Origin of the sequence: Streptomyces sp. B3I8 (genome assembly GCF_030816915.1) — a bacterium.
In the GTDB taxonomy this organism is placed as follows: Bacteria; Actinomycetota; Actinomycetes; order Streptomycetales; family Streptomycetaceae; genus Streptomyces.
The window spans coordinates 3,402,837-3,429,026 of record NZ_JAUSYN010000002.1 but is presented as its reverse complement, the minus strand read 5'-3'; the positions used below and the strand labels follow the sequence as shown (position 1 = coordinate 3,429,026).

Annotated in this window: 26 protein-coding genes, 1 tRNA gene and 1 pseudogene; 10 read left to right on the top strand and 18 right to left on the bottom strand. The window is 72.6% G+C overall.

What is annotated here, in order from left to right; all coding sequences use genetic code 11:
* Nucleotides 1-42 precede the first annotated feature (42 nt).
* Nucleotides 43-1,290: a hypothetical protein gene (locus QFZ64_RS35375; protein ID WP_373430623.1), complete on the bottom strand. Its 1,248-nt coding sequence runs from the start codon at nt 1,288-1,290 to the stop codon at nt 43-45.
* The gene (locus QFZ64_RS17355) at nt 1,287-1,601 is read right to left on the bottom strand and encodes a hypothetical protein (RefSeq protein WP_307066742.1); all 315 of its coding nucleotides are present in this window, start codon (nt 1,599-1,601) and stop codon (nt 1,287-1,289) included. Before QFZ64_RS17355 ends, QFZ64_RS35375 begins: the two co-directional genes overlap by 4 nt.
* 280 nt (nt 1,602-1,881) lie before the next feature.
* Between QFZ64_RS17355 and QFZ64_RS17350 the strand changes: the two genes are divergently transcribed.
* From QFZ64_RS17350 to QFZ64_RS17335, 4 genes and pseudogenes are all read left to right on the top strand, one after another.
* Nucleotides 1,882-2,640 (top strand): aminoglycoside 3'-phosphotransferase, encoded by a 759-nt coding sequence (locus QFZ64_RS17350; RefSeq protein WP_307066741.1) that lies wholly within the window; start codon nt 1,882-1,884, stop codon nt 2,638-2,640.
* Nucleotides 2,641-2,808: 168 nt separating this feature from the next.
* Nucleotides 2,809-3,549, top strand: coding sequence for a response regulator transcription factor (locus tag QFZ64_RS17345; RefSeq protein ID WP_307066739.1), 741 nt, complete (start codon nt 2,809-2,811; stop codon nt 3,547-3,549).
* A gap of 49 nt (nt 3,550-3,598) precedes the next feature.
* Nucleotides 3,599-4,536 (top strand): annotated as a pseudogene (locus tag QFZ64_RS17340) (sensor histidine kinase); the annotation flags it as partial.
* Between the two features lie 368 nt (nt 4,537-4,904).
* Complete coding sequence (locus tag QFZ64_RS17335; RefSeq protein ID WP_307066737.1) at nt 4,905-5,693, top strand: TetR/AcrR family transcriptional regulator; 789 nt, start codon at nt 4,905-4,907, stop codon at nt 5,691-5,693.
* 63 nt (nt 5,694-5,756) lie between these two features.
* Here QFZ64_RS17335 and QFZ64_RS17330 read toward each other — a convergent pair whose 3' ends face one another.
* Together QFZ64_RS17330 and QFZ64_RS17325 are read right to left on the bottom strand one after the other, a co-directional pair.
* A complete protein-coding gene (locus tag QFZ64_RS17330; RefSeq protein WP_307066735.1) occupies nt 5,757-6,233 on the bottom strand; it encodes a PPOX class F420-dependent oxidoreductase in 477 nt (158 codons plus the stop codon).
* Between the two features lie 63 nt (nt 6,234-6,296).
* Nucleotides 6,297-6,722, bottom strand: a complete 426-nt coding sequence (locus QFZ64_RS17325; RefSeq protein WP_307066733.1) for an STAS domain-containing protein — start codon at nt 6,720-6,722, stop codon at nt 6,297-6,299.
* 180 nt (nt 6,723-6,902) lie between these two features.
* On the opposite strand from QFZ64_RS17325, the gene QFZ64_RS17320 reads away from it, so the two are divergent.
* Nucleotides 6,903-7,679, top strand: coding sequence for a GAF and ANTAR domain-containing protein (locus QFZ64_RS17320; RefSeq protein WP_307071742.1), 777 nt, complete (start codon nt 6,903-6,905; stop codon nt 7,677-7,679).
* Between the two features lie 77 nt (nt 7,680-7,756).
* Here QFZ64_RS17320 and QFZ64_RS17315 read toward each other — a convergent pair whose 3' ends face one another.
* The 3 genes from QFZ64_RS17315 to QFZ64_RS17305 form a co-directional block, all read right to left on the bottom strand.
* The gene (locus tag QFZ64_RS17315; RefSeq protein ID WP_307066731.1) at nt 7,757-8,578 is read right to left on the bottom strand and encodes a YceI family protein; all 822 of its coding nucleotides are present in this window, start codon (nt 8,576-8,578) and stop codon (nt 7,757-7,759) included.
* A gap of 201 nt (nt 8,579-8,779) precedes the next feature.
* A complete protein-coding gene (locus QFZ64_RS17310; RefSeq protein WP_307066729.1) occupies nt 8,780-11,368 on the bottom strand; it encodes an MFS transporter in 2,589 nt (862 codons plus the stop codon).
* 21 nt (nt 11,369-11,389) lie between these two features.
* On the bottom strand, nt 11,390-11,911 hold the full coding sequence (locus QFZ64_RS17305) for a MarR family winged helix-turn-helix transcriptional regulator (protein WP_307066727.1): 522 nt from the start codon (nt 11,909-11,911) through the stop codon (nt 11,390-11,392).
* A gap of 258 nt (nt 11,912-12,169) precedes the next feature.
* Here QFZ64_RS17305 and QFZ64_RS17300 point away from each other — a divergent pair, with 258 nt between their 5' ends.
* On the top strand, nt 12,170-12,364 hold the full coding sequence (locus QFZ64_RS17300; RefSeq protein WP_307066725.1) for a hypothetical protein: 195 nt from the start codon (nt 12,170-12,172) through the stop codon (nt 12,362-12,364).
* Nucleotides 12,365-12,513: 149 nt separating this feature from the next.
* Here QFZ64_RS17300 and QFZ64_RS17295 read toward each other — a convergent pair whose 3' ends face one another.
* The 7 genes from QFZ64_RS17295 to QFZ64_RS35370 all read right to left on the bottom strand — a co-directional run bounded on the left by QFZ64_RS17295 (nt 12,514) and on the right by QFZ64_RS35370 (nt 16,998).
* A complete protein-coding gene (locus tag QFZ64_RS17295) occupies nt 12,514-13,416 on the bottom strand; it encodes an RNA polymerase sigma factor SigF (protein WP_307066723.1) in 903 nt (300 codons plus the stop codon).
* 295 nt (nt 13,417-13,711) lie between these two features.
* Nucleotides 13,712-14,698: an RNA polymerase sigma factor SigF gene (locus QFZ64_RS17290; protein WP_373430752.1), complete on the bottom strand. Its 987-nt coding sequence runs from the start codon at nt 14,696-14,698 to the stop codon at nt 13,712-13,714.
* Between the two features lie 188 nt (nt 14,699-14,886).
* A complete protein-coding gene (locus QFZ64_RS17285) occupies nt 14,887-15,066 on the bottom strand; it encodes a hypothetical protein (protein ID WP_307066718.1) in 180 nt (59 codons plus the stop codon).
* Between the two features lie 131 nt (nt 15,067-15,197).
* Nucleotides 15,198-15,285: transfer RNA gene (locus QFZ64_RS17280), tRNA-Ser, on the bottom strand.
* Nucleotides 15,286-15,316: 31 nt separating this feature from the next.
* Nucleotides 15,317-15,790 carry a tRNA adenosine(34) deaminase TadA gene (gene tadA, locus QFZ64_RS17275; protein WP_307071741.1) on the bottom strand — a complete coding sequence of 158 codons (474 nt, stop codon included), beginning with the start codon at nt 15,788-15,790 and terminating at the stop codon, nt 15,317-15,319.
* A 69-nt stretch (nt 15,791-15,859) separates the two neighbouring features.
* The gene (locus QFZ64_RS17270; protein WP_307071740.1) at nt 15,860-16,393 is read right to left on the bottom strand and encodes a hypothetical protein; all 534 of its coding nucleotides are present in this window, start codon (nt 16,391-16,393) and stop codon (nt 15,860-15,862) included.
* A gap of 347 nt (nt 16,394-16,740) precedes the next feature.
* Nucleotides 16,741-16,998, bottom strand: a complete 258-nt coding sequence (locus tag QFZ64_RS35370) for a hypothetical protein (RefSeq protein ID WP_373430622.1) — start codon at nt 16,996-16,998, stop codon at nt 16,741-16,743.
* Between the two features lie 136 nt (nt 16,999-17,134).
* Between QFZ64_RS35370 and upp the strand changes: the two genes are divergently transcribed.
* A complete protein-coding gene (upp, locus tag QFZ64_RS17260) occupies nt 17,135-17,770 on the top strand; it encodes a uracil phosphoribosyltransferase (RefSeq protein WP_307066714.1) in 636 nt (211 codons plus the stop codon).
* A gap of 126 nt (nt 17,771-17,896) precedes the next feature.
* Here upp and QFZ64_RS17255 read toward each other — a convergent pair whose 3' ends face one another.
* From QFZ64_RS17255 to QFZ64_RS17245, 3 genes are all read right to left on the bottom strand, one after another.
* A complete protein-coding gene (locus QFZ64_RS17255) occupies nt 17,897-18,559 on the bottom strand; it encodes a LytR C-terminal domain-containing protein (protein ID WP_307066713.1) in 663 nt (220 codons plus the stop codon).
* 113 nt (nt 18,560-18,672) lie between these two features.
* Nucleotides 18,673-18,969 carry a type II toxin-antitoxin system VapB family antitoxin gene (locus QFZ64_RS17250; RefSeq protein WP_004943146.1) on the bottom strand — a complete coding sequence of 99 codons (297 nt, stop codon included), beginning with the start codon at nt 18,967-18,969 and terminating at the stop codon, nt 18,673-18,675.
* 245 nt (nt 18,970-19,214) lie between these two features.
* The gene (locus QFZ64_RS17245; protein WP_307066712.1) at nt 19,215-19,853 is read right to left on the bottom strand and encodes an HhH-GPD-type base excision DNA repair protein; all 639 of its coding nucleotides are present in this window, start codon (nt 19,851-19,853) and stop codon (nt 19,215-19,217) included.
* A gap of 88 nt (nt 19,854-19,941) precedes the next feature.
* Between QFZ64_RS17245 and QFZ64_RS17240 the strand changes: the two genes are divergently transcribed.
* Together QFZ64_RS17240 and QFZ64_RS17235 are read left to right on the top strand one after the other, a co-directional pair.
* Nucleotides 19,942-22,110, top strand: a complete 2,169-nt coding sequence (locus tag QFZ64_RS17240) for a penicillin acylase family protein (protein WP_307066710.1) — start codon at nt 19,942-19,944, stop codon at nt 22,108-22,110.
* Nucleotides 22,100-22,762, top strand: a complete 663-nt coding sequence (locus QFZ64_RS17235; protein ID WP_307066708.1) for a GNAT family N-acetyltransferase — start codon at nt 22,100-22,102, stop codon at nt 22,760-22,762. Before QFZ64_RS17240 ends, QFZ64_RS17235 begins: the two co-directional genes overlap by 11 nt.
* Before the next feature lie 64 nt (nt 22,763-22,826).
* Here the strand turns inward: QFZ64_RS17235 and QFZ64_RS17230 are convergent, their stop codons facing one another.
* Nucleotides 22,827-24,092: an MFS transporter gene (locus QFZ64_RS17230; protein WP_307066706.1), complete on the bottom strand. Its 1,266-nt coding sequence runs from the start codon at nt 24,090-24,092 to the stop codon at nt 22,827-22,829.
* A gap of 253 nt (nt 24,093-24,345) precedes the next feature.
* On the opposite strand from QFZ64_RS17230, the gene QFZ64_RS17225 reads away from it, so the two are divergent.
* Complete coding sequence (locus QFZ64_RS17225) at nt 24,346-26,130, top strand: copper resistance CopC/CopD family protein (RefSeq protein ID WP_307066704.1); 1,785 nt, start codon at nt 24,346-24,348, stop codon at nt 26,128-26,130.
* The last annotated feature ends 60 nt before the right edge of the window (nt 26,131-26,190 follow it).

Below are 26,190 nucleotides of genomic sequence, written 5' to 3'. Positions count from 1 at the left end.
CGAAGCCCCCCCGCTCACTCGACAGTGTGATCGAGCCCGAGCCTAACCTCGCCCGGCCACCGAGGCCGGCTTCCGTGACGGAGTCACGGAAGGAGACGCGGACGGAGAGGGTGAGGAGGAAGAGGGCGACGGAGAGGGCGAGGAAGAGAAGGGCGGGGCCGAAGCCGTGGGCGCGGACGGCTGAGAGGGCGGTGCCGGGGCGGGGCGTGTGCGATGGCGCGGGGTCGCCCGGCGGGGCGGGCGGGTCAGGGTGATCTGGCGGACCAGCTGCTGGAAGCAGGCCAGCGACGCGATCCCAGGCAGCGCGGCGGCCGACGTGTCGATCAGCGTGCGGGGCGCCTGCACCACGCACATCAGGACCGCCACGCAGGAGAACAGCAGCACCATCGACCAGGCGTGCACCGCCCGGCGCCGGTGCAGCGCGGCCCGCAGGACGGACAGCGAGGCCACCGTCCAGGGCCCGTAGACCAGCAGCGGCCACCACGAGACGAAGCTGCTCCGGGTGTGTACCAGGGCGATGAAGCGCAGGGGTTCGTACGTGACCATGCCGCTGAAGACGCTCACCATCGACGCGACGACCGCGGCCAGCGCGGCGATCAGACGGCCGATCCCGTTGATCGTGCTCCGGTGTCGGTGCTGCCGGATCCTCCGGTGTTTCCGGGGGACTTCGCGCAGGGGTGGGAGTTCCACCGTGATCTCCTGCAGCTTGCCCATCGGGGTGCCGGGGTGCGGCGTCTTGACCGAGGCCTCGTCGCGCGGGGACGGGACGGTGGGTGCGGAGAGGGCGGAGGGTACGGAGAGGTCGGAAGGTTCGGGGGGAGCGGCGGGACCGGGTTCGGGGGCGGGCGCCGGTGGGGCGTACGACGTGTACGGGGGGTACGCGGTGTACGGGTTGTACGGGCCGTACGGCTCGTACGGCGGCTCATGAGGCTCGTACGGCGCCTGCTGTTCGTACTCCGGGGGAAGCGGGGCGGGTGGCCCGGACGTCCCGGGCGTCCCCGGCGGCGCGGGGGCGAATTCCTCCGCTGTCGCGTCGCGGAGCAGGTAGGCCAGTTCCTCGGCCGGGTCCCAGCTCGCGTCCGGCGGGACGAGCGGGGCGGAGAAGGCCTCGGCGGTGGTCGCGAAGGCGCCGACCGGGGTCGTGAAGGTGTGGGGCGGGGAGAAGAAGGTGTCGGCCGGGGCCGTGAAGACGTCGGCCGGGGCGCGGTGGCGCCCGGAGCCGGCCGGGGGGAAGGCGTAGGAGTGGCCGGTGGTCCGTCGGGTGTAGTGGTCGGTGTGCTCGTCGTTCATGACAGGGTCCGCGGGGCCCGGTGCGCCCGGGGAAACGCGGACCGCGTTCCCGCGCCGATCCAGCGCGGCTCGAGATCGGCCTCCAGCCGGCCCATCGTGTCCAGGAAACTCCGCAGCAGTGGCTCGGTCACCTGGAGGGCGACGGGCAGTCCGCCCCTGGACAAGGTGCCGGTGACGCTGCTCGGGGCGTGCGGTGGGGCGGGGGTGTAGGTGTACGGGCCCATGGCCACCGAGCGTGCCGAGACCGTGCCCCCCCGGCCCTCGGAGGGCACGAACAGGCCCAGGGACCTTCCTTTGATTGCCCTATTCATGTCTCGCATAACGCCACCTTTCTGTGGCGGATGCGCGGCGAACGGGTGAAGGATTTCCTCGATAAGTATTTAATCCAGAGGTCATTTTCGCGCGTACCGTCAATGTCTGAACATGGCTGTGCAGAACGAGAGTTGACCTTGCCGCAGGTGAGGTGGTGTGGCCCGGACGGGTGAGGGGATCCGCCTTTCGTTTCATGCGATATCCGTTGATGCGATTGTTCGGAAAGGAGGCGCGGAAAACGATTGGCACGGGGGTGGACGGGTGGGTGAGCATGTGGTCATGAAGCTGTCCGGCCCGCCGGCCTCACCGGTGCCCGTGCCCCCGTCGGTCGCCGTGCTCGCCCGCGGGCGCCGCCCGGTGCCCGTGTGGCGGAACGAACTGGGCGGGCTGACCTTCCGGTTGGACGGTGACGGGGGGCCGGGTGGGGCGGACACCTGCTTCGTCAAGTGGGCTCCGGCCGGCACCGCCCTCCCGCTCGCCGCCGAGGCGGAACGGCTGCGCTGGGCGGCGCGCTTCACCCCCGTGCCCGAGGTGCGGGAGTACGGCGCCGATGCCGACGGGAGCTGGCTGGTCACCCGCGCGCTGCCCGGTGAGAGCGCCGTCGCCCCCCGCTGGAAGGCGGATCCCGCGACGGCCGTACGCGCGCTCGGCGCCGGGCTGCGGGCGCTGCACGACCGGCTGCCCGTGGCGGAGTGCCCGTTCACCTGGTCCGTCGCGCACCGCCTCGAAGTGGCCCGACGGGCGGGCATCGTGGTGCCCGCGGACCTGCCGGACCCGCCCCCGGCCGACCTGCTCGTCGTCTGCCACGGCGACCCCTGCGCGCCCAACACCCTGCTGCACGAGGACGGTACGTGGGCGGCCCACGTCGACCTGGGTGCGCTGGGGGTCGCCGACCGCTGGGCCGACCTCGCGGTCGTGACGCTGAACATCGGGTGGAACTACGGCCCCGGCTGGGAGGGGACCCTCCTCGACGCGTACGGCATCGCCCCCGACCCGGTCCGGACGGCTTTCTACCGGCGGCTGTGGGACGTGACCTGACGCTCACCCGTAGGCACACCGGTCGTCGCGCGGACACCCGACTCGCCGTCGTCCGCACGCATTTCGAGCCGCCGCCCAGGAGTTCCCCGAGAGGCGCCTGTGCGTTTCTCAGGGAAATCACAGGTTTCCGCAAGCATGTTCTCAGAGGCGCCCGACATGGTGTGCATCATGACCACGACCTCGCCCCAGGGGCGCACCGAACTGCTGAGGCCGGACGGGAGTCCCGTCCGAGTGCTGGTGGTCGACGACGAACTGTCGATCACCGAACTGCTGTCCATGGCCCTCCGCTACGAAGGCTGGCAGATCCGCAGCGCGGGTGACGGACAGGGGGCGATACAGACCGCCCGCGGGTTCCGTCCCGACGCTGTCGTCCTGGACATGATGCTGCCGGACATGGACGGACTCACCGTGCTCGGGCGGCTCCGCCGGGAGCTCCCGGACGTCCCCGTCCTCTTCCTCACCTCCAAGGACGCGGTCGAGGACCGTATCGTCGGGCTCACCGCCGGCGGGGACGACTACGTCACCAAGCCGTTCAGCCTGGAGGAGGTCGTGGCACGGCTGCGCGGGCTGATCCGGCGCTCCGGTACCGCCGACCGCCGGTCGGAATCCGTGCTGGTCGTCGGGGACCTCACCCTCGACGAGGACAGCCACGAGGTCTCCCGGGGCGGGGACGACATCCACCTCACCGCCACCGAGTTCGAACTGCTGCGGTTCCTGATGCGCAACCCCCGCCGGGTGCTCAGCAAGGCGCAGATCCTGGACCGGGTGTGGTCGTACGACTTCGGCGGCCAGGCCAACGTGGTCGAGCTGTACATCTCCTATCTGCGGCGCAAGATCGACGCGGGGCGCGAGCCGATGATCCACACCCGGCGTGGCGCCGGTTACCTGATCAAGCCCGCCGTGTCGTGAGCCGACGCCGACGGCCGCGTACGCGGAGGGACCGGCAGGGCGGCCGCGCATTCTGCGGACGCGCCTCGTCGTCGCCTCGCCGGCGCTGATCGCCGTGGTCTGAAGGGTGATCGGGACCGTGACGACGGTGGCACTGCGCTCGCACCTCTACGACCAGCTCGACGGGCAGCTCCAGGAGATCGCGGCGCGGGCCTCCGGCGAGTTCCCCCCGCCCGAGGGTCTCAAGAACGGCACCGCGCCGGGCGGACAGAGCGCCGGCCGGCAGAACGGTGACGGGCAGAGCGCCGGCCGCCGGAACGGCGACGGGCGCCAGGCGCGCGGCACCGACCTCACCGACTTCGTCACCCGCGGCCCCCAGCCCCCGGCACCATCGCCGCCACGCTCACGGACGGCACCGTCACTGAGACCGAGGCCGAGGTCGGCGACAAGGCCAGGGACGACAACAACATCCCGCAGATGGAGGTCGGGTCGCTCAGCGCCGCCCAGCGCGAGGCGCTCGCCACCGTCGCGCGGGACGGCGACGAGCACAGCGTGGAGATCCCGGGCGCCCGCCGGCAGAGCGAGACGCGGGTACGGCAGTCCGTCGCCGACGCCGGCCACGAGCTGCGCACCCCGCTCGCCTCCATCCGCGGCTACGCCGAGCTGACCCGGCGCGGCCGGGAACGGGTCGGCCCCGACACCCGGCACGCACTCGGCCGCATCGAGTCCGAGGCCGGGCGGATGACCCTGCTCGTGGAGGACCTGCTGCCGCTCGCCCGGCTGGACGCCGGACGGCCGCTGCGGTTCGAACAGACCGACCTGGTCCCGCTGGTCGTGGACACCGTCAGCGACGCCCGCGCCGCCGGCCGCGACCACGTCCGGCGCCTTCAGCTGCCCGACGAACCGGCGCTGGTCTCCGCCGACGCCGCCCGGCTGCAACAGGTCCTGGTCAACCTGCCGGCCAACGCCCGCACCCACACCCCGCCCGGCACCACCGTCACCGAGCGCGGCGCGCTGCTCGCGTGGGGCGGTTCGCGGACGGCAGGATCCACTGCTTCATCGCCGGCGGCGGCATGGGCGGGGACTCCGGGACCTCGTCGAAGATCAGCTCATGGGTGGAGAGCAACTTCAAGAGGGTGACGGTCGGTTCGGCCACCTTCTACGACTTCACCCGGCCGACGGGAGGCAGCGACAACGGCTGACGACGGACGGACGGGCCGGTGGCCCGGGGCGCGGTGTGCGCCCCGGGCCACCGGCCCGTCCCGCCCCGTACCCGGGGCCGTCCGACCGTGTTGTGACGGCGGGCCGAGAGGGAAGATTCACAGACAGTGGTCGCCCGCAGTGCGGCCGGTCCCGGAGTGCGAGGATGGTGCGCCATGGTGAGGGCAGCCGAGCGGGCCGGTCGTCCGCCGCGGACCAGCGTCTGGCTGGAGGACAGGGCGCCCCGGGGCGGCGGACGCGGTGGCGGGGGACAGCCCTCGGGCCTGGACCGCGACCGGATCACCGCGGCGACGGTACGGCTGCTGGACGCCGAGGGGCTCACCAAGTTCTCCATGCGCCGGCTGGCGGCGGAGCTGAACGTGACCGCGATGTCCGTCTACTGGTACGTCGACACCAAGGACGACCTGCTGGAACTGGCACTTGACGCGGCGTTCGGCGAAATCCGCCCACCGGGACCGGAACCGGCGGGGACCGGACCGGCCGACTGGCGTGAGGAGCTGCGGACGCTGGCCGGCGCCTACCGCGCGCTGCTGGTGCGCCACCCCTGGCTGTCCTCGCTCGCCGGGACCTTCCTCAATATCGGCCCGCACGCGGTGGAGTTCCAGCTCGCCGTGCGACGGGTGGTCCGCCGCACCGGACTGCCGGCCGCCGGCCGGGCGGGTGCCCTCTCGGCGGTCTTCCAGTTCGTCTACGGCTTCGGCACCATCGAGGGCCACTTCGTGCGGCGCTGTGCCTCGGCGGGGATGAGCCAGGACGACTACTGCCGCCGGGCGATGAACGCCGTGACGCGCGAGCCGGAGCTGCGCGAGGCCGTGCACGACTCCGCGGACCTCGAAGAGGCCCGCGGGGACGGCACGGTGGAGGAGATCAGGGACCGTGACTTCGCCTTCGCCCTGGAGCTCCTGATCGCGGGCATCGAGACGATGGTCCGGCGCGGCGGGTGAGGGCGCGGGCGACGGCGAGGTGAGCGACGAGGCGGGGGCGACGGCGCCGGGCGTCGGGCGGCGTCAGTTCTGGTCGTCCGCCACCGGCCGGGCCGGGAATCCGCCGGTGGCGACCGGGCCCCAGCGGACCGGCGTCACTCGGATGAGGGACTTGCCCTGCTTGATCATGGCCTCGCGGTACTCGTCCCAGTCGGGGTGCTCACCGGCGATGTTGCGGTAGTACTCCACGAGCGGCTCGACGGAGTCGGGGCTGTCGATCACCTCGGCGGTGCCGTCGATCTGCACCCACGGTCCGTTCCACTCGTCGCTCAGCACGAGCACGCTGACCCGCTCGTCCCGCCGGGCGTTCCGTGTCTTGGCGCGTTCGGGGTAGGTGGACATGACGAGCCGACCGGAGTCGTCCACTCCGCAGGTCAGCGGCGAGCTCTGGGGGCCGCCGTCGGTCCGCCGGGTGAGCAGGATCGCCCGGTGCCGAGGGCGGACGAAGTCCAGCAACTCCTCCAGGGACACGGACGTGTTCGTCGCGATGTTGGGTGCCATGGGCCCAGCCTAGGGCTTCTCGTCTGAATCATTCCGGCGTCGCGGGGTCCGGCACGAAAGACCCTAGGCCGCCGCGTCCGGGTCCGCCGGGCGGTCCGGCCCCGGCGCGCGTTCCCCCAGCAGGGCGCAGGTGCCGGTGACGGCCTCGGTGAGGTCGTCGTAGACGGGGACGTCCCGCCGCAGCCCGGTGAGGGTCAGCACGCGCAGCACCAGGCTGTCCGGGGCGGCGACCAGCCGCAGCTCGGCGCCGGGGGCGAGCAGGGCGCGTATGTCGTCGACGAGCCGTACGCCCCGGGAGTCCATGAAGGCGGTGCCGGTCAGGTCCAGGACGAGGGTGTGCAGCAGTCCGGCCCGGTCCGCCACCACCCGGGCCGCCGCGTCCAGCAGCGCGGCGCAGTTGCCCAGGTCGAGGTCGCGGGGGAGGGAGAGCAGAGTGTAGCCGGGGAGGTCTTCGGGGCGCAGATCGTGGGAACTGGACGAGGCGGTCACGGTACTCACCTGCCAAACCGGTGTCAGGGTTTCCGTTTCAGGCCGCTTCCTGACCCGCCTGGCCCATTCCACCACGCCCGGTCGAATGGTGGAAGGTCTCTTCCGCAGAGTGGCACCGCGCGTCCCGGACAGCGCATCGAAGCAGTTAAAGTGCTGTCCGTCCTGTGCTCGCAGTCGGGAATGTGCTGCGGAGCTCTCCTGGGCACGGCCACCAGGTCGTGTCATGCCGAGAGGTTCGTGGTGGTCGCGTCCGACTTTTCTGATTTGCCTGATTTTGAGCCTGTGTCTGCCCCGGCGTTCGAACTCGCCGAGGTCATGACGGTCGCCTCGCAGCGGTTGCACGAGACATCCAGCCCGCACGGCACCCTGCACGCGGCGGTGCGGCTCGCGGTGCATCTGCTGCCCGGGGCCGAGTACGCCGGTGTCTCCGTGATCGAACGGAAGGCGCGGGGCCGGACCGTGGCGTGGACGGACGAGGTGGTGCGCACGGCGGACGCGCTGAGCGCGGCGCACGAGGACGGCGCGTACTGGCAGGACCTGTGGACCGAGCCGGTCGTCGTCATCCGGGACACGGAGGCCTCCGGCGACGCGGACGTGCTGTCGGGGCTCGGGCTGCGGTCCGTGCTCTCGCTGCGGCTGCGGGCGGAGCGGCGGCGGATGACGGTGCTGACGGCGTACGCGCGCAAGCCGGGGGCGTTCGACGAGATGGCGACGCGGATGGCGCGGCTGTTCACCGCGCACGTCGGGATGGCGCTGGACGCGGTGACGGTGCGCGAGCAGCTGACCGAGGCGATGCGGACCCGCGACCTGATCGGGCAGGCCACGGGAATCCTGATGGAGCGGCTCGGCATCGACGCGGCGTCGGCCTTCGACAGCCTGGTACGGGCGTCGCAGCAGGAGAACGTGAAGCTGCGGGAGCTCGCGCAGCGGATCGTGGCGGCGCGGGCGGCGGAGTGAGAGTAAAGGCGCGGGCGGCGGAGTGAGCGCGGGGGTTCTCGCCCCCGCCGCCCTGCCCTTCCCGTTCCCGGCGCCGACTACACCGCCGGCAGCGCCTCGCCCTGCACCGCCTGCACGTCGAGCTCGATGCGCAGCGTCGTCCCGACCGCCGCGATGCCCGCCTGGACGACCTGGTTGTAGTTCATCGCGAAGTCCTCCCGGCGCAGCTCCGTCGTCGCGCGGAACGCCGCCCGGGTGCCGCCCCACGGGTCCGCCCCGGTGCCGAGGTAGGCGAGGTCCAGGTCGACCGGGCGGACGACGCCGTGCAGGGACAGCTCCCCGTGCACGGTCCACCGGTCGGAGCTCGCAGGTGTCAGGCCCGTCGAGACGTACGTGATCTCCGGGTACGTCTCGGCGTCCAGGAAGTCCGGTGAGCGCAGGTGCCCGTCGCGCATGCCGTTGCCCGTGTCGATGGAGGCCGCGCGGATGACCGCCTCCACGCGCGACTTCTCGATCTCGGCGGGCGCGATCTCGATGCGCCCGGTGAACTCCGTGAACCGCCCCCGCACGCTGGAGATCCCCAGGTGCTGGGCGACGGCGGCGACGGAGGAGTGCGCGGGGTCGATGGTCCAGGGGCCCGGCGGCGGCAGTTCCGTACCGCCCTGGCGGGTCAGTGTGACGTTGCCCAGTTCGGCCCGCCCGCTCGCGGTGACGAGCGCGCTGGACGCGGTGGGCGCGTATCCGACCGCGGTGACGATGACGGTGTAGGCGCCCGGCGCGAGCGCGGTGGCGTCCCGGACGGTGCCCTCCGCGTCGGCCGCGGCCCGCATCACCTGCGTGCCGGTCATGTCGGTCACGGTGACGACCGCGTGCGACACGGCCCATCCGTCCCGCGTACGGATCCGTGCGGTCAGTCCCATCGGGCGCTCTCCCTCTCGGTGAATCAATGAAGCGAACGGCGCGAACGGCGCGAACGGCGCGAACAGCGCGAACGGCGTGAATGAAGCGGTGGGCCGGTAAATGTGGCCAAAGGCTTGAATGTCTCCTTGACGGCCGAAAAAACCGGCCCGCCGGGGGCGCACCGCCGTTCGGAGCGCGCCCCCGGCGGACCGGGGTACCGGCTACTCGCCCGGGTGGGCCAGTTCGATGTCGTGGCCGTCGACCTCCGGACCGGCGACCGTCAGCGAGGTGGCCACCGGCGGGTAACCCGTCGCGATGACGGTGTACTCGCCGCCGTCCAGGTCGGCGAAGGCGTACGCCCCGTCCACCCCGGTGGTGGCCGTGCCGACCACGTTGCCGGCGGCGTCCACCAGCGTCACGCGGGCGTCCGCGAGCGGCCCGTGCGGTGCCCGTACGACGCCCCGGAGCTGCGCACCGGCCTCCAGCTCGACCTCGATCCGGGTGACCCCGGTGCCGCCGACCTCGACGGGCAGCGCCCGCGGCCGGAACCCGGCGGCGTTGACCGCGACGGTCACCGCGCCCGGCACCAGCTCGGTGAAGGCGAAGTCGCCCTGCTCACCGGTGGACCCGGTGGCCAGCAGGTCGCCGCGCACATCGGTCACGATGACCATCGCGTCCTTGACCGGCAGTGCGCCGTCGGCCGTGCGGACCACGCCGCTCAGCCCGCTGGTGCCGCTGAGCAGGATGTCGTACGCCACCGGCTCGCCGCCCACCACGACGGTGGACGCCTGCGGCTGGAACCCGTCGGCGGCGGCGATCAGCACGTACGACCCGGCGCCGGGCGCGTCCACGGCGTAGGCGCCGTCGGCCCCCGCGACCGAGCGGCCGAGCTGGCGACCGCCGAGCGAGATCAGCGTGACGGCGGCCTGCGGGACGGGCGCGTTCTCGGTGCCGCGGACGTGGCCGCGCACCGGGATCCCGCCGGAGACGGGACCCGCGGCCGGCTCCTGCGGGGAGGCGGCGGTGGCGACGGCGGCGAGCCGCTGGGTGCCCTCGGGGCCGGCCGGGGCGGGGGCGGCGGCCCAGCTGGGCACCCGCTGTCCGCCGTCGGCGTCGGTCTCACCGGCGGGAACGGACTCGGCCGCGCTCGGGGTGGCGGCGCCCTCCTGGGCCTCCGCGACGACCGGGGCCGCGGCGGGGTCGACCGGCGGGTTCTCGCCGTCGGCGGCCTGGGCCAGCCCGCCCTTGGTCCGCAGCGGGACCTCCTTGATGAACAGCGTGATCAGGAAGGCGAGGGCGGCGACGGCCCCGGCGATCAGGAAGATGTCGGCGATGCCGTGGCCGTAGGCGCTCTCCATGACGGTGCGCAGCGGGGCCGGCAGCTTGTCCATGTCGGGGATGGCACCGGAACCGGAACCCGACGCGGCGGCCGCGTACTTCGGGTCGAGGCCGGCCAGGCCGTCCATGACGTAGTCGGTGATCCGGTGGGCCATCACCGCGCCGAGCGCGGAGACGCCGACGGCGCCGCCGAGAGAGCGGAAGAAGGTGACCGTGGAGCTGGCCGAGCCGAGGTCGCGCGGGTCGACCTGGTTCTGCGTGCACAGCACCAGGTTCTGCATCATCATGCCGATGCCCAGGCCCAGCATGGCCATGAAGATCGACATCTTCCAGTACGCGGTGTCGTACCGGATGGTGCCCAGCAGGCCGAGGCCCGCGGTCACCAGCACGCCACCGCTGACCAGCCACCCCTTCCAGCGACCGGTGCGGGTGATGAACTGCCCGGAGACGGTGGAGGAGATGAACAGGCCGCCGATCATCGGGATCGTCATGACACCCGACATGGTCGGGGACTTGTCCCGGGCGAGCTGGAAGTACTGGCTGAAGAAGACGGTGCCGGTGAACATCGCGACGCCCACGAACAGCGAGGCCAGGGACGCCAGCGTGATGGTGCGGTTGCGGAACAGCCGCAGCGGAATGATCGGCTCGCGCGCCTTCGACTCGATCAGCACGAACAGCAGACCGAGGACGATCGACCCGCCGACCATCACGTACGTCTGCCACGACACCCAGTCGTACTTGTCACCGGCGAAGGTGACCCAGACCAGCAGCAGCGAGACGGCGGCGGCGACGAAGGTCGCGCCGGCCCAGTCGACCTTGACGTCCCGCTTCAGGGTCGGCAGGTGCAGGGTCTTCTGCAGCACGATCAGCGCGACGACCGCGAACGGCACACCGACGTAGAAGCACCAGCGCCAGCCGAGCCAGGAGGTGTCGGTGATGACACCGCCGAGCAGCGGGCCGCCGACGGTCGCGACGGCGAAGGTCGCGCCGAGGTAGCCGGAGTAGCGGCCGCGCTCACGGGGCGAGATCATCGCGGCCATGACGATCTGGGCGAGGGCGGACAGACCGCCGACGCCTATGCCCTGCACCACACGGCAGACGATCAGCATGCCGGGGTTCTGCGACAGACCGGCGGCGGCCGACGCGAGGACGTAGATGACGAGCGCTATCTGGACGAGCGCCTTCTTGCTGTACAGGTCGGCGAGCTTGCCCCACAGGGGGGTGGTCGCGGTCATGGCCAGCAGGGAGGCGGTGACGACCCAGGTGTAGGCCGACTGACCACCGCCCAGGTCGCCGACGATCTCGGGGAGCGCGTTGGTCACGATCGTGGACGACAGGATCGCCACGAACATGCCGAGCAGCAGCCCGGAGAGCGCCTCCATGATCTGCCGGTGTGTCATCTGGACGCCGTCCGGGGTGCCTCCCCCGTGCTTGGCGTGAGCCCGCACACCGGCTGGTGTGGTCGTTGCCATGGGCTTCCTTCTCCTGCAGTTCTATGCGGGTGTACGGGTGGTCTGTGCCGTACCGGTGGTCTGTGGTGCCGTACCCGGCGCGGGGTGGGGCAGTCGGGCGGACGCCGTCGAGCGGCAGTCCCCGAAGCTGGCCCGCAGTCGCGTCATGAGCCGGATGAGCTGGACGACCTCGTCGTCGCTCCAGTCGCTGAGCCGGTCGGCCAGCAGCTCGGTGGTCCGTCGGGAGAGATCCTCGAGGCGGTCCCGGCCGGGCTGAGTGAGGTGGAGGATCCGGGAACGTCTGTCCGCCGGGTCCGGGGAGCGTTCGATCCAGCCGCGGTCCGCGACGTGGGCGACATGGCGGCTGGTGACCGACATGTCCACGGCGAGCAGCTCGGCGAGCCTGCTCATGCGCATGGCGCCGTGCCGGTCGAGGAGGAGGAGTACGGCGGCGGATCCGGAGGGGCAGTCCGGGGGCATGACCCGTGCCATGTCCCGCTTGACGGCTGCCACGGCGCTGAGCTGGCGCGCCAGCTCCTCGAACTGCGCCTGCCCTGTCGCCATGCCACACCTCCTGAATCGTTGCTCCAGGCAACCATACGGATGTTGGTTGCTACAGGCAAACAATAGAGGGGTGGAGCTGGCCAAAAATCGGCAAAGACAGGTCTTGTGAAGGTAAAGACGCAGGTGGAGAGGGGGTGTACCGGTCCCCCGGGGCCGGTGGACGTCCCCAGGAGTGGGGAACGCCTCCGGCAGGGAGGCAACGAGGGCTTCGGACCCCGTACTTGGGCTGGTGTCGGCTATTCGCTAGTGTCTCGGCCCATGGCTAACACCCAGGGCCCGCAGGGCAACCACGACCCCGCCGGCAGCACCCAGATGTTCCGTGCCTTCGTCGACGAGGCCCCGCAGGCACGCCGCGAGGAGCCCGCGGCCGCGGGCCCCCGCGTCGGTCTGATCATCGGCATCGTCGTCGCGGTGGCGGTCGTGGCCGCCGTCGCGTGGCTCGCCCTCAAGTAGGACGGCCGAGCGGAACGCACAGCGAAACGGGGCGGGGCGGGGCGGTGATCCGCCCCGCCCCGCCCCGTTGTCCCGGTGAACCGCTCGCCTGTCCCGGTGAACGGCTCGACCGGTCCGCCGATCCGTCGGTCGGCCGGTGAGCCGGTCCGTCAGTCGGAGATGAGCCCCTCCCGAAGCTGCGCAAGCGTGCGCGTCAGCAGCCGCGAGACGTGCATCTGGGAGATGCCGACCTCGTCGCCGATCTGCGACTGCGTCATGTTCGCGAAGAAGCGCAGCATGATGATCTGCCGCTCCCTCGGCGGCAGCTTCGCCAGCAGCGGCTTCAGCGACTCCCGGTACTCCACGCCCTCCAGCGCCGTGTCCTCGTACCCGAGCCTGTCCGCCAGGGAGCCCTCCCCGCCGTCGTCCTCCGGGGCCGGGGAGTCCAGCGAGGACGCGGTGTAGGCGTTGCCCACCGCGAGGCCGTCGACGACGTCCTCCTCGGAGACCCCGAGCACCACCGCCAGCTCGGCCACCGTCGGCGACCGGTCCAGCTTCTGCGACAGCTCGTCGCTGGCCTTCGTCAGGGCCAGCCGCAGCTCCTGGAGCCGGCGCGGCACCCGTACCGACCACGACGTGTCGCGGAAGAACCGCTTGATCTCGCCCACGACCGTCGGCATCGCGAAGGTCGGGAACTCCACGCCCCGGTCGGGGTCGAAGCGGTCGATCGCCTTGATCAGCCCGATCGTGCCGACCTGGACGATGTCCTCCATCGGCTCGTTGCGGCTGCGGAAGCGGGCCGCCGCGTAGCGGACGAGGGGCAGGTTGAGCTCGATGAGGGTGTCCCGGACGTACGCACGCTCGGGGCTGTTCTCGTCGAGTGCGGCGAGCCGCAGGAAGAGGGAGCGGGACAGGGTGCGGGTGTCGATGGCTGCCGAGGACGGAAAGGCCGGAGCCTCCGGGGCCACCAGGGCCTCGGCGGCGGGAAGGTCCTGAGGGTCCTGGAGCACGTCGGGCGTCGTCTCGCTCTTCGTGAGCGTGAGCACCTTCGAGCTGCCCTGGTCTGCGGACATGCCACCCCCTTTGGGTCGCGGACGGTCGCGGCGGACGCTCCCGTCGGAGGAACGCAGCCTCCACCTGAATACCGGCTGGAACGCTGCGGCAAACGCGCTGCCGGAAGAATGTCACATGTCGGCAACGCTCTGTAGAGACATGTCGATATGTGGGACGGCAATTCGCGCTGGAAGAGAAGGGTCTGACGGGTTTTCGGCCGCGGTGGGGCGCAAAATCGCCCTGCCCCCGATTCCCTCCCCCAGGTGATCCGTCGGACGCCTGTGCGTCACCCCTGGCGGGGGGCGGAAGTCCGGCTCACGCCTCGATGCGATTTGCGGAACGGAGCCGCGCGAAGCTGCGGGCGAGCAGCCGGGAGACGTGCATCTGGGAGACCCCCAGCTCCGCACTGATTTGCGATTGCGTGAGGTTGCTGTAGTAGCGGAGCAGCAGGATCCGCTGCTCTCGCTCGGGGAGCTGGACGAGCAGATGCCGTACGAGGTCGCGGTGTTCGACGCCGTCGAGGGCGGGGTCCTCGTAGCCGAGCCGGTCGAGCAGGCCGGGCAGCCCGTCGCCCTCCTGGGCGGCCTCCAGTGAGGTCGCGTGGTACGAGCGGCCGGCCTCGATGCAGGAGAGCACCTCCTCCTCGCCGATCCGCAGCCGCTCGGCGATCTCGGCGGTGGTCGGCGAGCGCCCGAAGGCGGTGGTGAGGTCCTCGGTCGCGCTGTTCACCTGCACCCACAACTCGTGCAGCCGGCGCGGGACGTGCACGGTGCGGACGTTGTCCCGGAAGTAGCGCTTGATCTCGCCGACGACGGTCGGCATCGCGAAGGTCGGGAACTGCACGCCCCGGTCGGGGTCGAACCGGTCGATCGCGTTGATCAGCCCGATGGTGCCGACCTGGACGACGTCCTCCATCGGCTCGTTGCGGGAGCGGAAGCGGGCGGCCGCGTAGCGCACGAGCGGGAGGTTCGCCTCGATGAGCGCCCCGCGCACGCGGTCGTGTTCGGGGGAGCCCGGCTCCAGAACCTGGAGCTGGGTGAAGAGCACCTGGGTCAGCGCCCGGGTGTCGGCACCACGGCGCTTCGGCGCGTCCTGCGGAGCGGGGCCGGGCACGGAGCCGGCCGGGGCGGATGCGGGCACGGCGGCAGACGGGACGGACGCGGTGGCCGGGGCGGAGGCGGGAACGGACGCGGAAGCCGGAGCGGACGCGGAGGTGGCGGCGGACGTGGGGGCGGGAGCGGACGTGGGGGCGGGGGCCGGAAGCTCGTCCTGGGGCGGCGCGGTACTGGCCGACACGGTCAACGCCACCTCTTCACTCGTCAACGCATCGTCGATTCATCCCTCAAAAGCGGTCATAGCATCACAAGACATGTGCACCGTGTGCAAGCACCGCATAACGCCGTGTTGAGAGAGAAGAACGGTCCGCGACCGTGAACTGCCGTACATTTTCGCGAGTTGACGTCGGGCCGCTGTGACCGGCCGCGCGCGCGTCAGTTCTTGGCGCCGTTGGCGAGCCAGGTCATGAAGTCGCCGACCGACTGGGCGGCGTTCGAAATGCCTTCGAATCCGATCTGGACGTAGTCCGCGGCCTTCGCCGGGTCGGTGATGATCACGTAGAGCGCGAAGACGACGAGTGCGTACAGCGCGATCTTCTTACCCTGCACCGCCACAGCGGCCACCCCCGTCTCCCGCGCCCCACCGACCCCGTATGCCGCCGGTGAGTGTAACCCGCGCACATGTTCGCCGACCGGAGAAGATCACACACACGCGAAAAGGGCCCCGCCGTGACGGGGCCCCTCTGTGGCGGTAGCGGAGGGATTTGAACCCTCGGTGACTTGCGCCACACTCGCTTTCGAGGCGAGCTCCTTCGGCCGCTCGGACACGCTACCGAGGGAGACCCTACCCCAAGGTGGGCCCCGCTCAGAAATCGGTTTCGGGTGCCCTTCCGGTGGCCGGGCGGTGCGGCGGACCGGTGCGGAAGAAGTCGGTGAGGAGGCGGGCGCAGTCGTCCGCGAGGACCCCCTCGATCACCTCGGGACGGTGGTTGAGTCGCCGGTCGCGGAGCAGGTCCCAGAGGGAACCGGCCGCGCCGGCCTTGTCGTCCCGCGCGCCGTAGACGACCCGGTCCACCCGGGACTGCTGGAGGGCGCCCGCGCACATCGTGCACGGCTCCAACGTGACGACGAGCGTGCACCCGGACAGCCGCCACTCGCCGGCCGCTGCGGCCGCCCGGCGCAGCGCGAGCACCTCCGCGTGCGCGGTCGGATCGCCCGTCGCCTCCCGCTCGTTGTGGCCGGTGGCCAGCGGGGTACCGTCCGCGGACAGCACCACCGCGCCCACCGGCACGTCCCCGCCCTCGGCGGCGCGCGCGGCCTCCCGCAGCGCGAGCCGCATGGGGGCCCGCCACCGGTCCCGTACCGGATCGGGGACCGGTGGTGCGTGGTGTGCCGTCACCCCGCGGGCCTAGCGCACTGTTTCCAGGACCTCCGAGGCACCCAGGGCCTCGGCGATCGCGGTCAGTGCTTCCTCGGCGTCCAGGGAGCGCAGTTCCTTCTCCCCCACGCCGAGGTCGTCGAGGACCTCGGCGTCGCCGACGGGGCCGTGCGGCACGGCCTCGGCGCCGGTGTCGTCGTCCTCGGCGTCGCCGTCGTTGTCGGCCTCTCCGTCCTCCGTGCCGTCGAGGTCGAGGTCCAGGTCGGCGGGGTCGCCGCCGGGTTCCCTGCCGAGCAGTTCGTCGGTGAGCAGGATCTCGCCGTAACTGCTGCGAGAGGCCGCGGCGGCGTCCGACACGTAGATACGAGGATCCTCCTCGCCGTCCACGCGTACGACGCCGAACCACGCGTCCTCCTGCTCGATGAGCACGAGCACCGTGTCCTCGTCGGCCGTGGCCTCCCGGGCCAGGTCGGCCAGATCCGACAGGGTCTCCACATCGTCGAGCTCTGTGTCGCTCGCTTCCCACCCGTCTTCGGTGCGCGCGAGCAGTGCGGCGAAGTACACCGTGACTCTCCCACTGGTCATAGGTGTGCCGGTTGGGGGGTCCCCCCGGCCAAGTAGCGGACGGGAGAGCTGTGCTCCGCCCCCGCCCACTCGGAATCGTGGCAGAAACAAGGCGTTCAGGGGATGTCTTCACGTCGCTGTGTTGCACCCCTCTCACGCGGAGGGAGTCCGGGGGCCGGACTCGTCCCGCGAGGTGCCTGCCGCTGCCGACCGTGATCGTACGCGGCGGAGGACGGCGCCTCGGCAGGTGGCCGCCCCGCGGAGGCCGTACCGCCTGGTCGGTGCGGGGGTGCGGGGGTGCGGGGGTGCGGGGGTGCGGGGGTGCGGGGGTGCCGGCGGAGCGTGCGCTACCAGCGGAACGTGCGCATGCGCATCGCGCGGCGCAGCCGGGCGACCTTCGCGCGGCGGGGCTGGACGCGCTCGCGCAGGGCACGGGCCTCCGCGCGCTCGCGCAGGAACTGGGCCCGTCGGCGTCGGCGCGCCGCCTCGGCGTCCGGCTCGGGCACCGGGTCCGGCTCCGGAGCGGGGGCCTGTCGCCCTCGCCCTCGCCGTGGGCCTGTGCCCCCGTACTGCTCTGTGTCCCTGCGGGACTGCTGGTCGGACATCGTCACATCACTCCGGTCGGTGCCTCCCACCTTCCCTCCGACGGGGGATTTGATGCGAGCGGGGGTGTGAATCGCGGAGCGGTCCCTTGCCGGGCGCGGCGCCGCCGGACCTGCGGCGCCCGGTTACTGTGGGGCCATGCGTCTCCACGTCGTCGACCACCCGTTGGTCGCCCACAAGCTCACCACGCTGCGCGACCGCCGCACCGACTCCGCGACCTTCCGTCGGCTCGCCGACGAGCTGGTCACCCTGCTCGCCTACGAGGCCACGCGGGACGTGCGCACCGAGGCCGTCGACATCCACACCCCGGTCGCCTCGACCACCGGCGTCAAGCTGTCCTACCCGCGGCCGCTGGTGGTACCGATCCTGCGGGCGGGGCTCGGCATGCTCGACGGCATGATGCGGCTGCTGCCGACCGCCGAGGTGGGCTTCCTGGGCATGATCCGCAACGAGAAGACGCTGGAGGCCTCGACGTACGCCACGCGGATGCCGGAGGACCTCTCCGGGCGCCAGGTCTACGTCCTGGACCCGATGCTCGCCACCGGCGGCACGCTGGTCGCGGCGATCCGCGAGCTGATCCGGCGCGGCGCGGACGACGTGACGGCCGTGGTGCTGCTGGCCGCGCCGGAGGGCGTGGAGGTCATGGAGCGCGAACTGGCGGGCACGCCGGTCACGGTGGTGACCGCGGCGGTCGACGACCACCTCAACGAGCACGGCTACATCATCCCGGGCCTGGGCGACGCGGGGGACCGGCTGTACGGAGCGGCGGAGTAGCCACTGCCCGGTGCGGGCGGCCCGGCGTGGGAGATCCGGCGTGGGCGGGCCCGGTGCGGTCAGGCTCGGTTCGCGGGCGGGCCCGGTGCGGTCCGCAGTGGCTAGCGGGTCAGCAGTGGATGCGGGTCAGCAGTGGGTGCGGTCGCCGGATCCGCTCTTGCCCGCCGTCGTCGCGGCGGGGTGGCGGAGCGCGGTCAGCGCCTTGTCGGCGGCCTGGGCGCTGTTCAGCTTCTTGAAGTCGTCCCCGAGGACGAGGTCGACGTCGTCGCCCTTGCGGCCGGCCTCGGTGCGCTGCTCCGCGCCGGTGAGCTGGGTCGCCAGCACCGGCAGCGAGGTGTCCTTGGCCGCGGCCGGGCCGAGGACCACGGCGACGCCCTTGACCTTCTTGTCGTACTCCTTCGTCGCGTTGCCGACGGTTCCGACCTTGAAGCCGCGCTTCTTGAGCTCGTCCGCGGTGTCCTTGGCCAGCCCGCCGTGCGTGGTGGCGTTCAGGACGTTGACGGTGATCCGCCCGGGCACGGGCAGCGCGGCCGCGCGGATGCCGGGCGAGGGGCTCGTCCGGGCCCGGCAGGCGGCGGCCTTGGTGCCGACGGACGCGGAGGCCTTGTCGCCGCCGGTGAAGACGTCGATGAGTTGCAGAGTTCCCCAGCCGATCAGCCCGAGCGCGGCGATCGAGGCGACGGCCCCGACCACCAGCCTGCGGCGCCTCCGCGGAGGGCGCATCCGCGGGTACTTGTCACCCGTGATCCGGTACTGGCCGCCCATGCCGGGAGGAGTCAGCATGCTCATGAGCGCAGCGTAGTGCGCCGAAGCGGCCGTGCCTACCAGATGATCATTCGATCAGGCCGAGTGCGACCCGAAAGGGGCAACGGGACGTCCGACGGCGTCCGGTGCCGCCCGATTCAGTCGAGTTCGAGCACTCTCGCGTGGAGCACCTGTCGCTGCTGCAACGCGGCACGCACCGCGCGGTGCAGTCCGTCCTCGAGGTACAGGTCGCCCTGCCACTTCACGACGTGCGCGAAGAGGTCGCCGTAGAACGTGGAGTCCTCGGCGAGCAGTGTTTCCAGATCGAGCTGCTGTTTGGTCGTCACCAGCTGATCGAGGCGGACCGGGCGCGGTGCGACGTCCGCCCACTGCCGGGTGCTTTCCCGGCCGTGGTCGGGGTACGGCCGGCCGTTTCCGATGCGCTTGAAGATCACACGGAAAGCCTACCGGTCCCGGCGTTCCGGGCGCAGCCATGGCGCCCGAGTGCACCACCGGAAAACCCGGTGCAGAACCGGGCAAAGAGGTGACCGGTCGCAGGGTGCGAGCGACAGCGGCATCCCGAACGGGCGCCGGTCCGCGCCCCTGTGCGGCTGCGGCGGCACCGTGCGAGGAGCGCGGGAAGCGGTGCGGAGGGCGGGTGTGGGGAGCAGTGGGGGCGCGCCGACGGTCGCCGGAACGTTCAGGCGTCCCCGGACGCCCTGGTCCGTGGGGCCTTCGCCGCCCTGACCGTCTTGGCCGTTCTGGTTGCCTTCGCCGCCGCCTTCATCTCCTGCTTGTGCGCCCGTACCCGCACCAGGGACTCCGGCCCCGTGATGTCCGCGACCGACCGGAACGCGTCCGGCTCCCCGTACGCCCCCGCCGCCTCCCGCCAGCCCTCCGGCCGCACCCCGACCCGCTTACCCAGCAACGCCAGGAAGATCTGCGCCTTCTGCGCCCCGAACCCCGGCAGCTCCTTCAGCCGCGCCAGCAGCTCCGCGCCGTCCGTGACGCCGGACCACACCGCCTCGGCGTCCCCGTCGTACCGCTCCACGAGGAACGCGCACAGCTGCTGGATCCGCTTCGCCATCGCCCCCGGGTACCGGTGCACGGCGGGCTTGTGGGACAGCAGCGCCGCGAACGCCTCGGGCTCGTAGGCCGCGATGTCGTGCGCGTCGAGATCGTCGGCGTCCATGCGCCGGGCGATGGTGTACGGCCCCGCGAAGGCCCACTCCATCGGCACCTGCTGGTCCAGCAGCATGCCGATCAGCGCCGCCAGCGGACTGCGGCCCAGCAAGGCGTCGGCGTCCGGCTGCTGGGCGAGGTGAAGGGTGACGTCCATACGACCGATGATCCCGCGCCCCGCGGTGACGTACCATTCCGGCGCACTGTTACTTAGGTGAGCCTAACTTCGTAAGGCGTGGTGCCGCATGACCTTCGACCTCTACCGCGACGCCCGGGGCGTCCCGCACCTGCGCGCCGGCGACGTCCTCGCGCTCGCCCGTGCACAGGGCCGGGTCACCGCCCTGGACCGCGCCTGGCAGCTCGAGGTGGAGCGCCACCGTGTCCGGGGCACCACCGCCGCCTTCCTCGGCACCGAGGCCCTGCCCTGGGACCGCTTCGCGCGCCGGGCCCGCCTCGACGACACCGCGAGGCGCTGCTACGCCGTCCTGGAGGAACGGGATCCGGAGACCGCCACCTGGGTACGGGCGTACGTCGACGGCGTCAACGAAGGGCTCGCCGCCGGCGCGCGCCGCGCCCCGGAGTTCGCCCGGACCGGGCTCGGCCCCGGTCGCTGGCGGCCCTGGACCCCGCTCGGGGTCTGGCTCGGCACGCACATCCTGTTCGCCGGTTTCCCGGCCAAGCTGTGGCGGGAGGAGGTGACACGGCACCTCGGCCCGGAGGCGGTCGGACTGTTCGCGGCCGACGGCCCCGGCACCGCGGGGAGCAACGGCTGGCTCGTCACCGGGGACCGTTCCGTCACCGGGCAGGCCGTCCTCGCGGGCGATCCGCACCGGTTCATCGAGGAACCCGGGGTCTACCAGCAGATACGGCTGGCCTGCCCGGAGTTCGACGTCGTCGGGCTCGCCGTCCCCGGCGTCCCGGGCATCGCGCACTTCGCCCACACCGGCACGGTCGCCTGGGCCATCACCAACGCCATGGCCGACTGCCAGGACCTGTACCGGGAGCGGCTGCGGCGCACGCCGGACGGGGTGGAGGCGCTCGACCCGGACGGCACCTGGCGGCCGGTCCCGACGCACACGGAGACGATCGAGGTGTCGGGCGGCGAGGGCGGATCCGACGAGGTGGAGAGGGAGGTAAAGGCGCAGGCGCAGGTGGAGGTGGAGGTGATCGAGACGGCGCGGGGACCGGTGGTGATCGGCTCACCGCCGCCGGCCGGAACCACCCCCGCGCCGACGCCGGGGTCCGGCGCGGACCCGTCCGCCCCCATGTCCCTCCGCTACCCTCCCCGCGTCACCGGGGACCTCGGCTTCGGCGCGCTGCTGCCGCTGCTGCGGGCCCGCCGGGTCGCGGACGTCGACCGGGCGTTCGACCGGTGGGCGGAGCCCGTCAACGTCGTACTGGCCGCCGACACCGAGGGCGGGACGCTGCACCGGGTCGCCGGACGCGTCCCCGTGCGCGCCGCCGCCAACCGGGTACGGCCCGTTCCCGCCTGGGAACCCGGCCACGAGTGGACCGGCCGGCACGGGACGCCGTACGGGGGTTTCGACGAGGGCCTGGCCGTGATGGCGAACCAGCGCGGCCCGTCCGCCCCGCTCGGCACCGAATTCGCCCCGCCGCACCGTGCCGACCGCATCCGCGCGCTGCTCGGCGGGCGCCCGCGGTGGCGGGCCGCCGACATGCCGGAGATCCACACCGACACCCACCTCGCCTCCGCCGCGCCCCTGCTCGACCACCTGGCCGCGCTCGACGGCCTCGCCCCCGCGCCCGCCGCCCTGCGCGAGCGGCTGCTGCGCTGGGACCGGCGGATGGCGGCGGACAGCGCCGACGCCGCGGCCTACGCGGCGGTGCGCGGCGCGCTCGTCCGGCGGCTCGTGGCCGAGCCCGCCCTGGCCGTGCTCGCCGACCCGCCCGCGTACCCGGAGATCTTCCGTCCCTGGCTCGCCCTCGTACCGCGCGTCGGCCTCGCCCTCGAACACCTCCTCACCGTGCCCGACCTGTACGGCATCGACCGCCCCGCACTGGTCCGTGCGGCCCTGGAGGAGACCGCGGCCGCGCCGTCGGAGGGCCTGACCTGGGGCGACACCCACCGGCTGGCCCCGTGGCGGGCACTGCCCCCGCCGGCGTCGGGCGACGCGTGGGAGGAGCCCGGCCTGTCCGGCGACCACGACTGCGTGCTGAGCACCTCCTCCGTACCCGGCCTGACGGACCTGTCCGCGCGCGCGTCCGCCGCCCGGTACGTCTGGGACCTCGCCCGGCGCGAGGACAGCGGCTGGGTGGTGCCGTTCGGCGCGTCCGGCGTGCCCGGAGACCCGCACCACCGTGACCAGTTGCCCCTGTGGCTCACGGGTGGTCTCGCCCCCGTCGTCACCGACTGGAACCTGCTGACCGAGGAGGACGTGGACCATGACCACTGAGAGGCCGTACGACGCCGGCCGCGCCGCCGTGCACGAGCAGCGGATCGACGGCTTCGGCACCGTCCGCCTGCTGCGCCTGGACCCCGCCGCCGACGCCGGGACGGTGCACGGCTGGGTGCGTGAGGAGCGCGCCGTGTTCTGGGGGATGAACGGGCTCACCGAGGAGCAGGTCGGGGAGGTCTACGCCCACCTGGGCACCCTCGACACCCACCACGCGTTCCTCGCCGTGAAGGACGGCGAGCCGGTGGGACTGCTGCAGACGTACGAGCCGGAGGCGGACCGGGTGAGCGAGTGCTACGCCGTCGAGCCGGGCGACCTGGGCATTCATGTTCTGCTCGCCCCGCCGGGGGCGACAGCCGCACCGACATCGGGCGGCGGGCGGCCGGTCCGGCCGGGCTGGTCGGGGGCGCTGCTGTCGGTGTTCACGACGTACGCGTTCACCGTGCTGGGCCGCACGCGGATCGTCGTGGACCCCGACGAGCGCAACGCGCGGGCGCTCGCGCGGTTCACGGCCGAGGGCTTCGTCCTCGGGCCCCCGGTGACGCTCCCGGAGATCGAACTCCCGGACGTGCACCTTCCGGAGAAACGGGCGAGGCTGGGCTTCCTGCGGGCGCCGGCCGGGGAGGGGCCCACGGCCGGCACGGCACGGTGATCCGCCCGGCTCCCCACGGCAGCGGGCGGTGAACTCCGCGCCGCGTCCACGGGCGACAGGGTCGTCAGGGGCGTGACTCCGCGAGGGCCTGCGGGCGCGGTGCGCGGCGGGGGAGCAGCAGCGGGGTCGCCAGCAGGAGCAGGCCCGCCGCGCCGATCGCCGTGCGCGGGCCGGTGAGACCGGCCAGCAGGCCCGACAGGGCCGTCAGCGCCGCGGTGCCGAGTTTGGTGGAGACGGACCACGCGGACAGCGTGCGGACGACCCGGTCGGCCGGGGTCCGCTCCAGCCGGTAGGTGGCGAACACCGGGTTGAACACGCCGCAGCTGGCGATCACCCCGCACTCGACGAGGACGACCAGGACGAGACCGGGGACGCCGGGCCGGACGAAGGCCAGCCCCAGCGGCCAGCAGGCGCGCAGGACGCCCGTGGTGAACAGGACCCGGTGCTGCCCGAACCGGGCGACCAGCCCGCGGGCCAGCCGGGAGCCGACCAGACCGCTCACGGAGGGCAGCGCGAAGGCGAGGCCGTACTGCCAGGGGGCGAAGCCGAGGGGGCCCAGCATCAGCACGGCGAGCAGCGGGGAGACGGCCATGAGCAGGCCGTTGTAGAGGACGGTGTTGCCGAACAGCGGGCGCAGCGCCGGGTCGCCGAGGATGAACCGCCAGCCGTCGAACAACTCGCGGACCCGGGAGCGGGACGGGGCGTGGGCACCCTTGGTGTCTTCGCTGTCCTCGAGGGTCTCGGTGTCCTCGTGGCGGGCCGGGTGCGGCTCGTGGACGGTGATCGCACGAAGGCCGGCGGCGGAGAGGAGATAGCTGGCCGCGTCGGCCAGGACGGTGGCCACCGGTCCGAACAGCCCGACCATCGCTCCGCCGAGCGGCGGGCCGAGCATGATGGCGGTCCAGTTCGTCGACTCGAACCGGGCGTTGACGAGGAGCAGTTCCTCGGGCGGCAGGAGGCTCTTGATGAAAGCGCCGCTCGCCGCCCGGAAGGCGATGTCGGCCACCGCGACGACGACCGACACGGTCAGGAGATGGACGAAGGTGAGCGCGTCGAGGAGGTAGGCGACGGGAATCGTCAGCAGGGCGGCGCAGCGGACGAGGTCCGTGGCGACCATGACGGGCCGCTTGCGCCGGAACTCCAGCCAGGGCCCGAGCGGTACGGCCGCCACGGCCCCCACCGCCAGCCCGGCGGCGGCGAGGGCGGAGACGGCGACGGGTCCGGAGTGCAGCACGAGGACGGCGATGAGGGGAAAGGCGTCGAACGCCAGCCAGGTCCCCAACGCGCTGATCCCGTAGGCCCCCCACAGCAGTCCGCCGCCGGCTCCCATGCACCGCCCCCGTCCCGTCCGCGCTCACCGGGCCCACCGCGCCTGGCCGAGCCCTTACCGTACGGCTCCGGGGACCCACCGGTGTCCAGGGGGCGTACCCCCTCCTTGAACGCCCCACGGTCACCATCCGTACGTAAGCAGAACCCCCAGAACTCCAGAACTCCAGAACCCCCGAGCCTCGGATCGCCGAGCCCCGGACGCCAGACCCCCAACCTCCTGATCCCCGACCGCAACGTACGGAGACGCAACGGACGTGGACGCACAGCGGGACCGCGGTTCCTCCCACCCCCACCTCACCCGCGCGCTCACCCTGCTCGGCGCCACCCTCCTTCTGCTGCTCGCCACCGTCTCCATCGCCGCCACCCCCGCATCCGCCCACGCCGTCCTCACGTCCTCGACCCCTCAGGACGGCACCGTCGTCAGAATCGCCCCCCGCACCGTCACCCTCACCTTCAGCGAGTCCGTCGGCCTGCTCGACGACTCCTTCCGCGTCCTGGACCACACCAACCGGCGCCTCCACACCGGCCGGCCCACCCGCGAGGACGGCCGCGGCGACACCGCCCGCATCACCCTCCCCGCCCGCATGGGCAAGGGCACCTTCACCATCGGCTGGCGCGTCGTCTCCGCCGACAGCCACCCCGTCTCCGGTGCGTTCACCTTCTCCATCGGCAAGCCGTCCCCCAGCGCGGCCGTCCTCCCCGCCGAGCCCTCCTCGAACGGCGCCTCCACGGTCCTCTACGACATCGCCCGCTACTTCGCCTACGGGGGCATCGCCCTCCTGATCGGCGTCTTCGCGTTCGCCGCCACCACCGGGCTGGAGCCGGCACGGGGCCCCGCCCGTCTGGGGTGGTGGACCCTGCTGGCCGCCACCGTCGCGCTGTTCCTGCTGCGTGGCCCGTACGAGCGGGGTACCGGGCCCGCCACCGCCCTCGACCCGACGCTGCTCGACGACACGGCCGCCACCCGCCCCGGCCTCGTCCTCCTCGTCCGGCTGCCGCTTCTCGCGGCGGCGGTCTTCTTTCCGCTGCGCCGGAGGGAGGGGGAACCGCTCAGGGAACGGCTGCGGCTCACCGGCGGTGCGCTGCTGGCACTGGCGCTCGCCCTCACCTGGGCCATGTCCGAGCACGCCTCCGCCGGCCTGCAGGTCCCGGTGGCGATCACGTCCGCGGTGCTGCACCTGCTGTCGATGGCCGCCTGGCTCGGCGGCCTGGTGGTCCTGCTGACCACGCTGTACCGGTCGCCCGAGAAACTCCCGGCCGGTGCGGTGACCCGCTTCTCCCGTCTCGCGTTCACCTCGGTCGTCGTGCTCGTGGCCACCGGCGTCTATCAGTCCTGGCGGGGCCTCGGCTCCCTGGACACCCTGACCACCACGACCTACGGCAGGCTCCTCACGGCCAAGCTGCTGGCCGTGGTGGTGCTGCTGGCGGCGGCCGCGTACTCCCGCCGCTTCACGGCCCGGCCGGCCGCGCCCCGGGAGGCGACGGCCCCCGCCCGGGCGGCACAAAACCGCGAACCGCATGCGGTTGCCTCCCTGTCCCCCGACGCGGAGTCGGCCGGCCGCCGTCGGTTGCGCACCTCCGTCCTCGCCGAGGTCACCGTGGGCGTCATGGTGCTCATGGTGACCACTCTGCTGACCGGAACCCAGCCGGGCCGCGCCGAGACGGAGGCCGTCGCCGCGCAGGAGGCGGCCTCGCCGATCCTGGGTGCCTCGGCCGCCGTCCCCTTCGTGGTGGGTGCGCCGGGTGGCCGGGGCAAGGCGCAGGTCGACCTGACCCCAGGCCGAGCGGGTGAGAACACGGTGCAGGTCGTGACGTACGGGCCGGACGACGGCATCGTCACGGTCCCGGAGGTCCGCCTCACGTTCACTCTGGGGGACCAGAAGCTCGGGCCCCTCGACGCCAAACTCGAGGATCAGGGCGGTTACTGGACCTCCGACGCCCTCAACCTGCCGCTCCCCGGAGTCTGGACGATGAAGGTGACGGTGCGGACGACGGACGTCGACCAGGTCACGGTGAAGAAGGACATCCGCATTGGCTGACGGCGGCGGTGTGAACAGCCCGAACAGCCCGAACGGCACGAGCGGCGTGACGCGGGTCCC

Excerpts from the sequence above, each read along its gene's own strand:
- QFZ64_RS17335 (WP_307066737.1), top strand. The coding sequence starts at position 4,905 with ATGGTGAGGGCAGCCGAGCGGGCCGGTCGTCCGCCGCGGACCAGCGTC.
- QFZ64_RS35375 (WP_373430623.1), bottom strand. The coding sequence starts at position 1,290 with ATGAACGACGAGCACACCGACCACTACACCCGACGGACCACCGGCCAC.
- upp (WP_307066714.1), top strand. The coding sequence starts at position 17,135 with ATGCGTCTCCACGTCGTCGACCACCCGTTGGTCGCCCACAAGCTCACC.
- QFZ64_RS17310 (WP_307066729.1), bottom strand. The coding sequence starts at position 11,368 with ATGGCAACGACCACACCAGCCGGTGTGCGGGCTCACGCCAAGCACGGG.
- QFZ64_RS17300 (WP_307066725.1), top strand. The coding sequence starts at position 12,170 with ATGGCTAACACCCAGGGCCCGCAGGGCAACCACGACCCCGCCGGCAGC.
- QFZ64_RS17230 (WP_307066706.1), bottom strand. The coding sequence starts at position 24,092 with ATGGGAGCCGGCGGCGGACTGCTGTGGGGGGCCTACGGGATCAGCGCG.
- QFZ64_RS35370 (WP_373430622.1), bottom strand. The coding sequence starts at position 16,998 with ATGTCCGACCAGCAGTCCCGCAGGGACACAGAGCAGTACGGGGGCACA.
- QFZ64_RS17315 (WP_307066731.1), bottom strand. The coding sequence starts at position 8,578 with ATGGGACTGACCGCACGGATCCGTACGCGGGACGGATGGGCCGTGTCG.
- QFZ64_RS17245 (WP_307066712.1), bottom strand. The coding sequence starts at position 19,853 with ATGGACGTCACCCTTCACCTCGCCCAGCAGCCGGACGCCGACGCCTTG.
- QFZ64_RS17350 (WP_307066741.1), top strand. The coding sequence starts at position 1,882 with ATGAAGCTGTCCGGCCCGCCGGCCTCACCGGTGCCCGTGCCCCCGTCG.
- QFZ64_RS17255 (WP_307066713.1), bottom strand. The coding sequence starts at position 18,559 with ATGAGCATGCTGACTCCTCCCGGCATGGGCGGCCAGTACCGGATCACG.
- QFZ64_RS17320 (WP_307071742.1), top strand. The coding sequence starts at position 6,903 with ATGTGCTGCGGAGCTCTCCTGGGCACGGCCACCAGGTCGTGTCATGCC.
- tadA (WP_307071741.1), bottom strand. The coding sequence starts at position 15,790 with ATGCGGCTCGCGCTGCGGGAGGCCGCGCGCGCCGCCGAGGGCGGGGAC.
- QFZ64_RS17330 (WP_307066735.1), bottom strand. The coding sequence starts at position 6,233 with ATGGCACCCAACATCGCGACGAACACGTCCGTGTCCCTGGAGGAGTTG.
- QFZ64_RS17345 (WP_307066739.1), top strand. The coding sequence starts at position 2,809 with ATGACCACGACCTCGCCCCAGGGGCGCACCGAACTGCTGAGGCCGGAC.
- QFZ64_RS17295 (WP_307066723.1), bottom strand. The coding sequence starts at position 13,416 with ATGTCCGCAGACCAGGGCAGCTCGAAGGTGCTCACGCTCACGAAGAGC.
- QFZ64_RS17305 (WP_307066727.1), bottom strand. The coding sequence starts at position 11,911 with ATGGCGACAGGGCAGGCGCAGTTCGAGGAGCTGGCGCGCCAGCTCAGC.
- QFZ64_RS17355 (WP_307066742.1), bottom strand. The coding sequence starts at position 1,601 with ATGAATAGGGCAATCAAAGGAAGGTCCCTGGGCCTGTTCGTGCCCTCC.
- QFZ64_RS17240 (WP_307066710.1), top strand. The coding sequence starts at position 19,942 with ATGACCTTCGACCTCTACCGCGACGCCCGGGGCGTCCCGCACCTGCGC.
- QFZ64_RS17235 (WP_307066708.1), top strand. The coding sequence starts at position 22,100 with ATGACCACTGAGAGGCCGTACGACGCCGGCCGCGCCGCCGTGCACGAG.